The 13264-nt window shown below is 72.4% G+C and carries 10 protein-coding genes; all 10 read right to left on the bottom strand.

Features of this window, described 5'->3' with window-relative positions; genetic code table 11:
• Positions 1 to 4: 4 nt before the first annotated feature.
• The 10 genes from ACZ7GJ_RS18540 to ACZ7GJ_RS18495 are packed head-to-tail and all read right to left on the bottom strand — an operon-like array spanning position 5 to position 13257.
• Positions 5 to 1279 (bottom strand): DUF4910 domain-containing protein, encoded by a 1275-nt coding sequence (locus ACZ7GJ_RS18540; protein WP_470752947.1) that lies wholly within the window; start codon positions 1277 to 1279, stop codon positions 5 to 7.
• The gene (locus ACZ7GJ_RS18535; RefSeq protein ID WP_470752945.1) at positions 1276 to 2301 is read right to left on the bottom strand and encodes an NAD-dependent epimerase/dehydratase family protein; all 1026 of its coding nucleotides are present in this window, start codon (positions 2299 to 2301) and stop codon (positions 1276 to 1278) included. The genes ACZ7GJ_RS18540 and ACZ7GJ_RS18535 overlap by 4 nt, the downstream gene beginning before the upstream one ends.
• A gap of 3 nt (positions 2302 to 2304) precedes the next feature.
• Positions 2305 to 2952, bottom strand: coding sequence for a PIG-L deacetylase family protein (locus tag ACZ7GJ_RS18530; RefSeq protein ID WP_470752942.1), 648 nt, complete (start codon positions 2950 to 2952; stop codon positions 2305 to 2307).
• Positions 2949 to 3779, bottom strand: coding sequence for a glycosyltransferase family protein (locus ACZ7GJ_RS18525; protein WP_470752939.1), 831 nt, complete (start codon positions 3777 to 3779; stop codon positions 2949 to 2951). Before ACZ7GJ_RS18525 ends, ACZ7GJ_RS18530 begins: the two co-directional genes overlap by 4 nt.
• On the bottom strand, positions 3776 to 5011 hold the full coding sequence (locus ACZ7GJ_RS18520) for a class I SAM-dependent methyltransferase (RefSeq protein WP_470752936.1): 1236 nt from the start codon (positions 5009 to 5011) through the stop codon (positions 3776 to 3778). Before ACZ7GJ_RS18520 ends, ACZ7GJ_RS18525 begins: the two co-directional genes overlap by 4 nt.
• The gene (locus tag ACZ7GJ_RS18515) at positions 5012 to 6283 is read right to left on the bottom strand and encodes a glycosyltransferase (RefSeq protein ID WP_470752935.1); all 1272 of its coding nucleotides are present in this window, start codon (positions 6281 to 6283) and stop codon (positions 5012 to 5014) included.
• A gap of 2 nt (positions 6284 to 6285) precedes the next feature.
• On the bottom strand, positions 6286 to 7536 hold the full coding sequence (locus ACZ7GJ_RS18510) for an O-antigen ligase domain-containing protein (RefSeq protein WP_470753117.1): 1251 nt from the start codon (positions 7534 to 7536) through the stop codon (positions 6286 to 6288).
• Between the two features lies 1 nt (position 7537).
• Positions 7538 to 9094, bottom strand: coding sequence for a right-handed parallel beta-helix repeat-containing protein (locus tag ACZ7GJ_RS18505; protein ID WP_470752933.1), 1557 nt, complete (start codon positions 9092 to 9094; stop codon positions 7538 to 7540).
• A 9-nt stretch (positions 9095 to 9103) separates the two neighbouring features.
• Positions 9104 to 11074, bottom strand: a complete 1971-nt coding sequence (locus ACZ7GJ_RS18500; protein WP_470752930.1) for a heparinase II/III family protein — start codon at positions 11072 to 11074, stop codon at positions 9104 to 9106.
• Positions 11071 to 13257 (bottom strand): bi-domain-containing oxidoreductase, encoded by a 2187-nt coding sequence (locus ACZ7GJ_RS18495; protein ID WP_470752927.1) that lies wholly within the window; start codon positions 13255 to 13257, stop codon positions 11071 to 11073. Before ACZ7GJ_RS18495 ends, ACZ7GJ_RS18500 begins: the two co-directional genes overlap by 4 nt.
• Positions 13258 to 13264 lie beyond the last annotated feature (7 nt).

Below are 13264 nucleotides of genomic sequence, written 5' to 3'. Positions count from 1 at the left end.
GGTGTCATGCCTTGATCAGCCCGGCGCCGTGCAGGGCGTCAGCCGCGGCGGCGACGGTGTCGAACGGCAGCCCGGACCGCTCGGCGACGTCCAGCAGACCGTGCTCGCCGTCGGAGAGGCTGAGCACCCAGAGCATGGCCATCTCGGCCTGCTTCGCGTCGCTGCGGCCGCCGAGCGAGTCGTACAACCCGCGCCGCCCCAGTTGCGGTTCGCCGTACGGGCTGAGGTTGACGTAGCGCCGGTTGCGGTCCAGGACGGCGAACGCCTCGCGGCAGACGGCGAGCGTGTCCGCCATCGCCTCCGGGGAGACGAAATCCGGGTTGTCCGCGGAGGTGTGGTATTCGGGGTAGCCGGCGTACGGGGTCCGGCTGAGCGAGCCCACGCCGAGATCGAACCCCGGCGAGCAGAACTGCCGCTCGTCATAGCCGTACGGAGTGAACTCCGTGACGCGATGCGGGCGTTCGGAGGCGGTGAGGACGTGCCGCAGCACCCGGTCGATCTCCGCGTCACCGCGCCTGCTCTGTTTGTAGGTCAGTTGGCCCCGGTCGCCGGCGCAGGCCAGCACCAGCCCGTGCTTGACCCGCTCCACCCGCTCCGCGTTGCGGGCCAGCCAGGTGATCGCCCCGATGGTGCCGGGTGCGAACAGGAACCGGTAGGTGTAGTACGGCGTCGTCTCCGCCAGCGCCCGGGCCAGGAACACCGCCACCGCGATGCCGGCCAGGTTGTCGTTGGCCAGCGACGGGTGGCAGACGTGGCAGGAGACGATCACCTCGTCGGGGACCTGCCCGGGCACCACGTGCTCGGCGTAGGTGAGGTGGCCGTCCGCGAGCGTGGAGTCGATGCGCACCTCGTAGTCGCCGTCCGGCAGCGCGTCCAAGGTCTCCTGAGCCAGGCAGAACCCCCAGGTCGGCTTGTAGTAGCTGGTGCGGTACGGGACCCACGCCGGGTGGTCCGGCAGGGTGTGCAGGTGTTCGCGCAGTTCGGCCAGCGGCATGGTCGCCGACACCGGCACGCTGTAGCCGAGCACGTGCAGGCTGGACGCGGCGAAGTCGACGACCCGGTTGCCCGCGGTGTCGGCGACGTACGCGTCCCGGATGTTCCACTCCTGCGGCACCGTCCAGTCGAGCACCTGGGTCCCGGTCGGTACCTCGTGCACCTGCAACGGGACGTACTCGCCGACGATCTCCAGGGTCGCGCGCACACCATCGCCGGTGATGCTCCGGCACAGCGGGTACAACCGCTCCACCAGGGCGTGCATCTCCTCGCCGGCCAGGGTCATCGGCGCCACCGCAGGGTGTCGTCGACCGCGCCGGCCTCGGACGCCGCGCGCAGCACGGCCAGCCGGGTGAAGCGCCGCTCGAAGTCCTCCCGGGTCAGCCCGTGTTTCCGGTAGGCCTCGGCGAGTTCGAGCGCGCCCTGCTTCACCGTCCACTCGCAGTCGAAGCCGGGCACCGCGGCGCGGAACCGGGAGAAGTCCACCCGGTACGACCGCGGATCGGCCCCGTTCTCCCCGGTGATCCGCACCTTCGCGCCGGACACCGCCTCGGCGACCTGCTCGGCGATCTCGGCGACCGTGACGTTGTTGGTCTCGCTGCCGATGTTGAACGCCCGGTCGTGCACCGCTTCCCGCGGCGCGCTCAGCGCGGCCGCGAAGGCCCGTGCGATGTCGGCGGCGTGCACCAGCGGCCGCCAGGGGGTGCCGTCGGAGAGCACCAGCACCTCTCCGGACAGCAGCGCGTGGCCCACCAGGTTGTTCAGCACGATGTCGGCGCGCAGCCGGGGCGAGTAGCCGAAGGCGGTGGCGTTGCGCATGTACACCGGGCTGAAGTCGCCGTCGGCCAGCGCGTGCAGGTCGTCCTCCACCCGCACCTTGGACTCCGCGTACGGAGTCACCGGGCGCAGCGGGGCGTCCTCGGCCACCAGGTCGCCTCCGCCGGCGGCGCCGTACACCGAGCAGGTCGACGCGTACAGGAAGCGCCGCACTCCGGCCTCGCGGGCCAGCTCGGCCAGCCGCACGGACGCGTGGTGGTTGATGTCGTAGGTGAGGTCCGGCGCCAGCGCTCCCAGCGGGTCGTTGGACAGCGCGGCCAGGTGGATCACGGCGTCCACCCCGGCCACGTCGTCGGCCGTGACGTCGCGCAGGTCCACCCGCCGCCCCGGCGGGTCGGCGGGCACCGGGCCCAGGACGCAGTCGGCGAACAGGCCGGAGTCAAGACCGATGACCTCGTGCCCGGCCGCCGCCAGGACGGGGGCCATCACGGTGCCCAAGTAGCCCTGATGCCCGGTCAGTAGTACGCGCAAGGTTCATTCCCCCAGGTCGAGAGCGAGTTTGGTGACGGCGAACGCCTCGGCGTAGCGCGCGTTGCATTCGATGCCGCGAATCCGTGCGAGACCGAGGAAGGCCTCCCGGTCGTACCAGGGGCGGTGCCGCTGCGAGGGGTAGTGCTCCTGCAGCAGCGCCACCTTCCGCTCGGCGATCTCCGGCGACAGCGGCTGGTACGCCGTTGGACGGCCGAGATCCCCGTCCCACTTGACGATCTCGTAGCCGAGCACGAGGTGGTCGCGGAACGCGGTGGTCACCAGCTTCGCCAGGCAGCGGTGATCCTGGTGCGCGTCGTCGGTGCGCGGTGCCAGCACCAGATCCGGATCGGTCCGTACGCGCAGCTCCTCGACCGCGCCCTTGGCCTCGTCCCAGTGCGCGGGCATCCGGCCGTCCGGCAGCTTGAGCACGGTCAGCCGCAGATCGGCGCCCGGGCAGAAGGCGGCGAGCGCGGCCCGCTCCTCCGCCTCCCGCTCGCTGCCGCCGCCGGAGAGCACCAGTACGTCGATACGGACACCCGGCCGCGCGAGGCACAGCGCCAGCAGCGTGCCGCCGGCACCGATGGCGATGTCGTCGCAGTGCGCGCCCACCGCGACGATCCGGTCCAGGGGCCCGGCCCCGAGCCGTATCACGAGGGCCTCGCCCCGGCGCCGTGCCCGCCGCCGGCCGTGCCCGCAACCGCGCCGTCTCTCTCCCACACGGCCCACGGGCGGTCGCCCACGGCGTAGGCGGCGTCGAGCGAGGCCCGCTCCTTCACGGTGTCGGTCGGCTTCCAGAAGCCGCGGTGCTGGTGCGCCACCAGCCTGCCGCGCTTGGCCAGTTGGGCACATCCGTCGGCTACCAGGTCGCCGTTCTCCGGTATGTGGTCGAAGACCTCCTGGCGGAGCACGAAGTAGCCGCCGTTCTCCCACAGCGGCAGTTCGCTCACCGGGGTGATGCCCCCCACCAGGCCGTCCTCGCCCAGGTCCACGCAGTGGAACGAGGACTGCGGAGGCACCACCATCATCGACGCCCCGGCGTCGCGCTGGGAGAACCGGTCGATCATCTCCGGCAGCGGGGCGTCGGTGAGCACGTCGGCGTAGTTGGCGAGGAACATCTCGTCGCCGTCGAGGTGGTGCCGCACCCGGCGCAGCCGCTCACCGATCGGCGACTCGATGCCGGTCTGCGCGAAGGTGATCGTCCAGTCGGCTATGTCGGTGGACAGCAACTCGGCCTGCCCGCCCCGCAGCACGAAGTCGTTGGACGTCGTCTCCTCGTAGTTGAGGAAGAAGTTCTTGATGTGGTGGGCCCCGTACCCGAGGCACAGGATGAACTCCTTGTGCCCGAAGTACGCGTAGTAGCGCATGACGTGCCAGATCAGCGGCCGCGGACCGACCATCGCCATCGGCTTCGGTAAGTCGTCGGAGGCTCCGCTGCGCATGCGCAGCCCGTAACCGCCGCAGAACAGTACGACCTTCATGACTTCACCTCGACAATGCTCAGTTCCGGGATGGGGAAGACCAGCCGGCCGCCCCAGTCGTGCACGAAGGACAGCTGCTCGACCAGCTCCTCCCGCAGGTTCCACGGGAGGACGAGCACGTAGTCCGGCTTGTCGGCCGCTATCTGCTCGGGCGGCAGGATCGGGATGCGGGTCCCGGGCGTGAACCTGCCGTGCTTGTAGGGGTTGCGGTCCACCGTGTACGCGAGCAGGTCGGGCCGGATGCCGCAGTGGTTGAGCAGGGTGTTGCCCTTGCCCGGAGCGCCGTAGCCGACGACCGTCTCGCCGCGCTCGGCCGCCTCGATGAGGAACCGCAGGAGGTCCCGGCGCACCTTGGCCACCCGGGCGGAGAACTCGGTGTACCCGGACAGCTCCTGGAGCCCGGCGGCCTTCTCGCGGTCCAGGACGTCGGCCACCTGCCGGCTCGGCTCGCCGGCCACCTCGGCCGGACGGGCCCACAGTCGGATGGAGCCACCGTGGGTGGGCAGCAACTCAACGTCCACGAGGGTGAGTCCGCCGCTGGCCAGCGCCCGGGCCGCGGACGCGACCGTGTAGTACTGGAAGTGCTCGTGGTAGATCGTGTCGTACTGGTTCTCCTCGATCAGGGTCAGCAGGTGCTGCACCTCGATGGAGACCCAGCCGTCGTCGGCGACCAGGGCGCGCAGCCCCTGGGTGAACCCGACCACGTCGGGGATGTGCGCGTACACGTTGTTGGCCACGACCAGATCGGCCGGACCGTGCTCGCCGCGGACGGCGGCGCCCGTGGCCGGCTCCAGGAACGCCGTGAGCGTCGGCACGCCCGCCTCCCGCGCCGCCGCGCCGACGTTCACCGAGGGCTCGACGCCGAGGCAGCGGATCCCGCGCTCCACCACGTGCTTGAGCAGGTACCCGTCGTTGCTCGCGACCTCCACCACGAAGGCGTCGTCGCCGAGGCCCACCCGCTCCACGGCGTCCGCGACGAACGTGCGCGCGTGCTCCACCCAGGAGGTCGAGTAGGAGGAGAAGTACGCGTACTGAGTGAAGGTCTCCTCCGGCGTGATCAGCGGAGGGATCTGCGCGAGCCAGCAGTCGGTGCAGACCCGCAGGTGCAGCGGGTACGCCGGCTCCGGCCGGTCCAGTTGGTCCGCGGCGAGAAAGCTCTCGCACGGCGGGGTCGCCCCCAGGTCGACGACGCTCGCCAGCGCCGCCGAGCCGCAGAGTCGGCATCGTGTCATCTACTGCCCCCATCCCTGCTCGCGCGGGTGCCCCGTCGCGAGCCAGCGTGTTCCGTCTCCTACCGGCGGCGCACCGTCCCCGCCGCCGTACCGGCCCGCGATCGCGGTGCGGTACTCCTCCACCAGGCGCTCCAGCCCGACCGCCGGGCTGAACCCCTCCTCGTAACGGCGCCGGGCCGCCCGTCCCATCTCCCGGTTGCGGGCCGGCTCGGCCGCGATGCGGCGCAAGCAGGCCGCGAGCGAGGCGGGCTCACCCGGCTGGTGGAGCAGCCCGGTCACCCCCTCCTCGACGAGTTCGACGAACGCGCCGTGACCGGCGGCGACGGTCGGGACCCCCGCCGCCATCGCCTCCACGACCACCAGGCCGAACGCCTCCAGCCACGTGGACGGAGCCACCACGGCGACCGACCGCGCGATGGCCTGCCGGCACTGGGCCGGGTCGTACAGGCCGACGTACCGTACGTCGTCACGGCCTGCCGCCCAGGCGGTCACCTCGCGCTCCAGCGGCCCGGTGCCGGCGATCACGAGCGGCACGCCCGCACCGCCGTCCGCGGCGAGCTCGTCCCACGCGGACATGAGCAGCCGCACGCCCTTGGCCTCCGCGAGCCGGCCCAGGTAGAGCAGGTGCTCCCCGGCGCCCGATCGGCGGACGTCCGGCTCCGGCACGAAGTTGTGCTTCACCGCCAGCCGCTCGGGTGGCATGCCGGCCCGTTCCAGGACGTCGCGCTGCGCCGCGGAGATGCAGAGGAACCGCTCCACGCCGGACCACCACCGGCGCCGGTTGACCGACAGGCTGACCGCGAGCGGCACGGTCGCCAGCCGGGAGCTGCGGTAGCAGCCGTGCCGGACGGCGGGCAGCGCCGAGGCCCCGACGCACTCGGCGCACGGCCGGCCGTCGCGCTGCAGCGTGCCGGGCGGGCAGACCTGGGTGTAGTTGTGCAGCGTGGCGACGGCGGGCACGCCGGCATCGGCGCAGGCGGCCAGCACCGCGGGCGACAACAGCGGGAAGACGTTGTGGACGTGCACCACGTCCGGCCGCTCGCTGCGGAGCCGGGCGGCGAGCTCCTTGCGTACCGCCGGGTTCCACGGCACCAGCAGCGGCAGCGCCGCCTTGGAGACCAGGGACCGGGCGGCGATGTCGTCGCTGCGCCGCTCGAACACCTCGACCCGGTGGCCGGCCCCGCGCAGCAGCGCCACCTCCTGGTCGACGACCTTGTTCTCCCCGCTCGGCTGCGCCGAGGCGTAGCGGTTGTGCACCACGAGGACGTGCATGCTCAGTTCACCTCCGATTTCCGGGCCCATTGCGGTACGCGTCGCCGGGGGAGTCCGGGCGTCGACGGGGGAGCGGCAGCGGCGGGCGCCGCCAGCAGCGAGGCGGCCACGGCCAGATGCAGCAGGTAGGGCGAGGCGTCGCCCAGCCCGGCCTCGGTGTACGACGCGATGGCGCAGTAGCTGATCAGGAAGAGCGCGCAGGCCCGCTGGAGCGAGGGCGGGCGCAGCAGCGCGACACCGCCCAGCACGATGATGACCGCCGCCACGATGGCGGTGCCGGTCAGACCCTGCTCGTGGTAGACGGCCAGCCAACTGTTGTCGATCGGCAGCCCGCCGAAGGACTTGTCGCCCAGACCCGAGCCGAACAACTGCTCCGAGACGGTCCGGGGGGCGGCCAGCAGGGCGTCCCACACCTTGGCCCGGCCGGTGAGGTTGGAGAAGTTCTCCTTGCTCTGTCCGCGCAGGAACCACGCCTGCAGCGCGGAGTTGAACGCCACCGCGGCCACCGTGGCGCACAGCACCGCCCAGGCGAAGAACCGGCGGGCGGCGGCGCTGGTCAGGACGAGCGAGCCGATCGCCAACGTCAGCCCGACGAGCAGGCCGAGCGTGGCCGTGCGGGTATGGGTCAGCGCGAGCAGGACGAGCGCCGGCACGATGACCAGCGCCGCGCTGCCCCTGTCGGCCCGGCGGCCCAGGAGCAGCAGCACGGTGAGCCCGATGATCACCGCGGCGTACTGGCCGATCTGCGGCGGGGTGAGCGGCCACAGCGCGCCGACCAGCCGCCCGCCGTAGAGCTCGGGCATGGCCGCGCCCGGGGAGATGAGCAGGCCGGCGGCCACCGACGCGAGCACCGCGAAGTACAGCCGGATGTGGTGCCGGACGAAGTTCGGGCTGCCGTCCCACCAGCGGCTGAGCAGCCACAGCGTGCCGACGAAGAGCCCCAGCCTGGTGCAGCGGAACAGCGCGCCGAACCCGGACTCCAGGTTCGCGCTGGAGAGCACGCTCGGCACCAGCAGCAGCGTGAGCAGGAACAGGTACGCGCTGGCCCGGACGCGCAGCCGCAGATTGAGGGCGAGCGCCAGCGCGAACGCGGCCACCAGCGAGCCCATGGTGATCATCTGGATGAGGGAGCGGGGCAGCGGGACGATGGTCTTCGCCCCGGCGGAGCCGAGCGTGTTGAGGATCAGCAGCCCCCAGACGACCCCGACGGCCCTCGGGGTGGCGTCGGGGCGCGGTTCGACGTCCCGGTCCATCTCAACCACCGGCCTGTGGTTGGAAGGTGCTGCCCGCGTCCTGCTGGTACGGCGCACCCTGCCACTGCCCGAAGTCCAGCTCCCGGCTCGGATCGTGGGCGATGAAGCTCCACGGCCCGAGGTAGACGTTCTCGTGCCAGCGGTTCTGCTGCTCGTGGGTGATCGCCTCGGCCACCGGTTCGCCCTTGTACGGCGACCAGTCCGGGTACGTGCCGTAGTTGGCCAGCACCGCCATCCGGCCGCACTCGACCATGCACCCGACGACGGACGTGTCCAGCACGAAGCGGTTGTGGTGGATGTCCACCCGCTGGGTCTTCCACCGGCAGTCGGCGTAGAGCGGTGCGGTGGCGATCGCCGGCCGTGCGCAGCGGTCGGTGCCCTTCACCAGCAACGTGCAGTCGCCGGACGAGGTGTTGGCCGGGCTGTTGCAGAACCGGTCGGCGTTCTCCCACAGGGTGATCCCGGACCAGTTGTTCTCCAGCAGGTTCTGGTCGACCTCGATCTTGTCCGTACGCGCCGGGATCCGCGGCTCGCCCCCGGACTCGGACAAGTAGACGGTGGCGAAGGGGAAGGTGTCGCCGCGGTCGGCCTTCTTGCGGCCCTCGACCACGTTGTTCCCCCGGATCGTGTTCTTCCGGATGGCCGCGTTGTAGCTGGTCTCGTAGATGAGCGCGGCGCCGTCGTTGGCTTCCAGCACGTTGTCCTCGATGCGGAAGTCGTTGTTGTTGGTGTCCGCCCACAACCCGGGTCCGCGGTTGTCGTGCACCCAGTTGCCGCGTATGTCGGCGCCGTTGACGGCCCAGAACTTGACGCCCCCGGTGCAGCCGCAGCCAGGCTGCTTGCGCTCCCAGTCGTCGGTGTTGTTGGCCGTGATCTCGTTGCCCTCGACCACCAGGCCGGTGACGGGGCCGCCGGACTTGTACGCGTTCAGTCCGTACTGGCCGTTGCCGCGCAGACAGCTGGCGGTGACCCGCTGGCGGGCCCCGGCCATCAGCCCGGCGCCGGAGTTGTTCTGGATCGTCGCGTGCTCGATCACCCACCCGTCGGCCGAATCGTGGTTGACCACGCCCTCGTTCTGCGGCGCGACGAACCCCCGCACGGTCAGGTAGCGGATGGTGACGCCGGGGGCTCCGCCACCGAACGCGTACTGGTTGGTGCTCCGGCCGTCGAGCACGGCGCCCGGCGCGCCGAGGTAGGTGTTCCCCTCCTTGGGGATCACCTGGGCGTAGCGGTCAGGATCGAGCCCGTGCTCGCCCGGTGCGAGCCAGAACGTGGTGTTCGGCGGACTGCTCTTGGTCTTCGCGGCCAGGTCACCCGCCACCGCCGGGTCGACCGTCACCGCGCCCGCCGGCGCCTGCGCCGGCCCGGCCGCAGGCTTGGCGCACACCTGGGCCACGGACGTCGAGGACGTCCCGGACGCGGAGGGCGCCCCGGACGCGGACGAGGTCCCGGACGGCTCCGCCCGGCCGTCCGGATCGCCCGTACAGCCGGTCGCCGTCAGCAGGGCCAGCGCCAGCGGTGCCGCCGGCAACGCCCAGTGCCGCCACTTGATCACCACGCCTCCTCCCTAGCCGCGGAACCTGAGTACGGTCACGAACTCCCCGGACGGCGCGGCGCCGTCGGCGACGCCCGTGCCGACCAGCGCCGTCGCGGGTTCCTTGCGCCCGAAGCCCGCGGAGAACCAGCCCAGCGGCGGGGCGCTCTCGCCGCGATGCGCCCGCCAGGACAGCTGTCCGGGCAGGTCGAGCACCGCGGAACGGTCCTCCCCGTCCCGGGTCCAGGTGAGCACCGCCCGGTTGCCCACCAGGTCAGCGGTGATCGCCGGGCCGAGGTGGAACGCCAGGCGCACGGCCCCGCCCTCGCCCCGTACCTCGTCGACCACCCGCAGTTCCCGGCTCGCGGCCGTGAGCTCCACCCGGCGCCGGTGCACGGAGCGCTCGTAGCCGTCGTGCTCGGCGCACCAGCGGACCGTGCCCCCGGAGGCGGCGCCGGAGGTGTCCGCGACCAGGACGCGGCTGCGGGCCTGCCGGGTCCACAGGAACGGGCCGCCGGAGACGGACTGGTCGGCGCCGCCCAATTGCAGCGTGTTGTGGCCGAGGGTCGACCGGAAGTACTGCCGCCACTCGGGCTGCCCGTGGTAGCAGAACGTCCCCGGGTCGGCGAGTACGTCGACCCCGTCGTGCCGGACCTCCACGGACAGCGCGTCCGCATGCGCATGCGCGGCGATCGACAGGAACCCGTGCGGGCCCCCGTCGCAGCGGCACCAGATCTCCTCCGGACCGCGCAGGATGGTCATGCCCGCATCGGCGAAATGGGCGGGCCGGCTCGCCGGGCGGGACACGGCCGGTGAGGAGGGCCGGATGAGCGCGGCCAGCAGCGGGGTGCGCACATCGGCAGCGGTCACTGCCGGCCACCACGCGAGCCTGCCGAACACGGCGTCCCCGGTGGCCAGCAGCGAGGCCCAGCGGTCGGTGCCCTCGCCGTCCACGACCAGACCGTGCCCGTCGTCCGCGTCCCCCTGGCGCGGCGGCCGCAGCCGGCCGTCCACGACGGCCGCGAGCGCGTCGGTCATCCGCAGCAGCACCAGCCGGACCGTCGCGGGGAGCGCCACGTCGGCGGCATCCGCCTCGGCCACGGCGGCCAGGCCGAGCTCCAGCACGAGCCCGTGGTACTCGGTGGCCAACTCGCGGTTGAGGCCGGAGTGGAAGGTGTTGCTCCGCAGATGCCGCTCCAGGGAACGCAGCGCGTCGGCCCGCCAGCGCGCCGAGGAGGGGAACCACCCGAACGCGCAGGCCGCGGCGAACTGCCCGGCGGACTCGGCGATGACGTGGTTGTTCGCCGAAGACCCCCGGCTGGGGAAGGCGGCCAGCCAGCGCTGGTGGTGCCAGATCTGCTCCACCGCCACCGGGTTGCCCTCGAACAGCCCGGCCGCGCCCGGCCAGCCGTCGAGCAGCCGGCGGATCCACACCCAGGACAGCAGCCGGATCCCCAGCTCGATGCCACTGATCCAGTGCACGCCGCGCAGCGGCGGGTTGGCCGCCCACCACGACCGCAGGTGCTCCGCGACCCGCTCGGCGTACCGCTCGTCCCCGGTGATCGCGTAGGCGGCGGAGAGCACGGTGAGGTACTGGTGCCGGGACGGCTCCCAGATCTGCTTGATGTCCCCGACCGCCTCCTCGTCCCGGTACGGCACGTCGAAGGCGTAGCCGAACGGGGCCCGGCGCCCGGTCTTCGGGTCGTACCACCAGTCCGGGTCGACCAGGTCGTCGCGCTCCACCCCGAAGAACTCGGTGTGCCCGGCCATCAGCCGGTCCGCCTCGGCGACGAGACGCTTCGCGGCGTCCGGCGGCACCGCGGCGATCGTCCCGGCCGGCAGTACGGCGGTGAACCGGGCGCCGGTCACGCTCGGGCAGTCCGGCCGCGCCGACCGCCACCGCCGCCTGCGCACCGCGTCGCCCACCCGGCCGCCGACCTCCCGCGGTCCCATCCGCGACAGCCGACGCAGGTACCAGCCCGGACTCCCCGAGATCACAGTCATCGGGCGCCCGCCAACGCCACCGGTGCCGAGGCGGCCAGGCTGGCCTGCACGGCGAGGGTGGCCGACGTGGTGGCGACCAGCGACTCCAGCGGCACCGGCATCGGCCCGCCGGTCCGCACGGCCCTGATGAACGCGGCCAGTTCGGCCGACTGGCCCTTGTCGCGGGCCTTGGGCAGCCGCGAACTGACCCACCGCTTGCGGCTGTACACCGATGCACGGACGAAGTCGTCGAACCGCAGCACCTTGCCGTCCGCCACGAGGTCCAGAGTCTCCTTGGGGAAGCCCGACGCGCCGGTGGTGACGTAGCTGATGTTGGCGGTGGACCCGTCCGGGTAGCGCAGCACGACCTGGAGGTCCTCGTTGCCGGGTGTGGTGACGGCGTACACCGAGACCGGGTCGGCCCCCAGCAGCCAGCTCGCCGTATCGATGAAGTGTCCGCCCTCGCCGGCGAACCGCGAGCCCTCGGTGCCCTGCTGGAGGTACCAGCTGCCGTGCCCGAGCCGGCCAGCGTTGACCAGGTAGCGCAGGCTCGCCGGACCCGTACGGGCGCCGAACCGGTCCCCGGCCTCCCGCAGCAGCGGCGCGAACCGGCGGTTGAAGCCCACCTGCAACCGGTCGTTGCCGGATTCCTCCACCGTCGCGAGCACACCGGCCAGCTCGTCCTCGGTGAGGGCCAGCGGCTTCTCTACGAACACGGCCTTGCCTGCGAGCAGCGCCTTGCGGGTCAGTTCGGCGTGCGAGCTGTGCCGGGTGACCACGAACACCGCGTCGATCGACGGGTCGCCGAGCACGGCGTCGAGATCGGTGGTCGCCTCGGCGAAGCCGAACTTCCGCTGCGCGTTGGCCGCGGACAGGGCCGTCGTGGTGACGACCGTCGACAACGTGACGCCGTCGCGCTCCGCGAGGTGCGGCAGCAGCATCGACGTCGCGTAGTTCCCCGCGCCGACGAACGCGAGGCGCACCGGCGCCTTCCCGGAGCGGGCCGGGGCGGGCGCCCCGCCGCCGCGCCGCACCGCGGGCACCGTGACCGACGGGGCCTGCGCCTCCCCTTCCCCCGCGTGTTCGGGGTACTGGAACAGCACGGCCACGGCCTTCAGCTCGCCCTCCTTCAGCCGCTGGTACGTCTTGACGGCGTCGTCGAAGTCGGCGATGTGGGAGATCAGGGGCTCCACGTCGACGCTGCCGCGGGCGAGGAGGTCGAGGAAGCACGCCAGGTTGCGGCGCTCGGTCCACCGCACGTAGCCGATCGGGTAGTCCCGGCCCTCCAGCTCGTACTCCGGGTCGTAGCGCCCGGGCCCGTAACTGCGGGAGAACCGGACGTCGAGCTCCTTCTCGTAGTACGCGTTCCACGGCAGGTCCAGACGGCACTTGCCGATGTCGACGACCCGGCCGCGGTCCCGGCTCAGCCGGGCGGCCAGCTCGACGGGCTGGTTGCTGCCGCCGCCGGCCGCCAGGTACACCTGGTCCACGCCGTGACCGCCGGTGAGCTCGGCGACGGCGGATTCCACGGCCGCGGACGCGGGATCGCCGCAGGCCACGGCGCCCAGGCCCGCGGCGAGCTCGCAGCGCGCCGGGTCGGGGTCGGCCCCGACGACGCGGACCCCCGAGGCGGCCAGGAGCTGCACCACCAGCTGACCGATCAGCCCGAGGCCGATGACCAGCGCCACCTCGCCGAGCTGGGGTTCGCCGCGGCGCACCCCCTGCAACGCGATCGACCCCACGGTGCCGAAGGCCGCGTGCCGCGGCGCGAGGCCGTCCGGCAGCCGGGCGTAGAGGTTCTTCGGCACCCAGTTGAGCTCCGCGTGCAGGGCGTGCTCGTTGCCGGCGCAGGCCACCAGGTCGCCGACCGCCACGTCGTCCACCCCGGCGCCGACCTGCTCGACCACCCCGCACAGCGAGTAGCCCAGCGGCGTGTAGGAGTCCAGCTTGCCCATGACCTTGCGGTAGGTGGCGGGCACCCCGTTGGTGGCCACGCTCTGCATGACCTTGGCCACCTGGTCCGGCCGGGAGCGGGCCTTGCCGAGCATCGACATGCCGGCCTCGGACACCTTCATGAGCTCGGTCCCGGTGGATATCAGCGAGTAGGCGGTGCGGACCAGCACCCCGCCCGGCTTGCACCCCGGCACCGGCACGTCGAGCACCGCCAGCTCGCCGCTCTTGTAGTTCTGCACAACCTGCTTCACCCGAACT

This window comes from Streptomyces sp. NPDC037242 (assembly GCF_055604165.1).
Note: the sequence above shows the minus strand (reverse complement) of the source record. Positions and strands in the feature narration are given on the sequence as shown.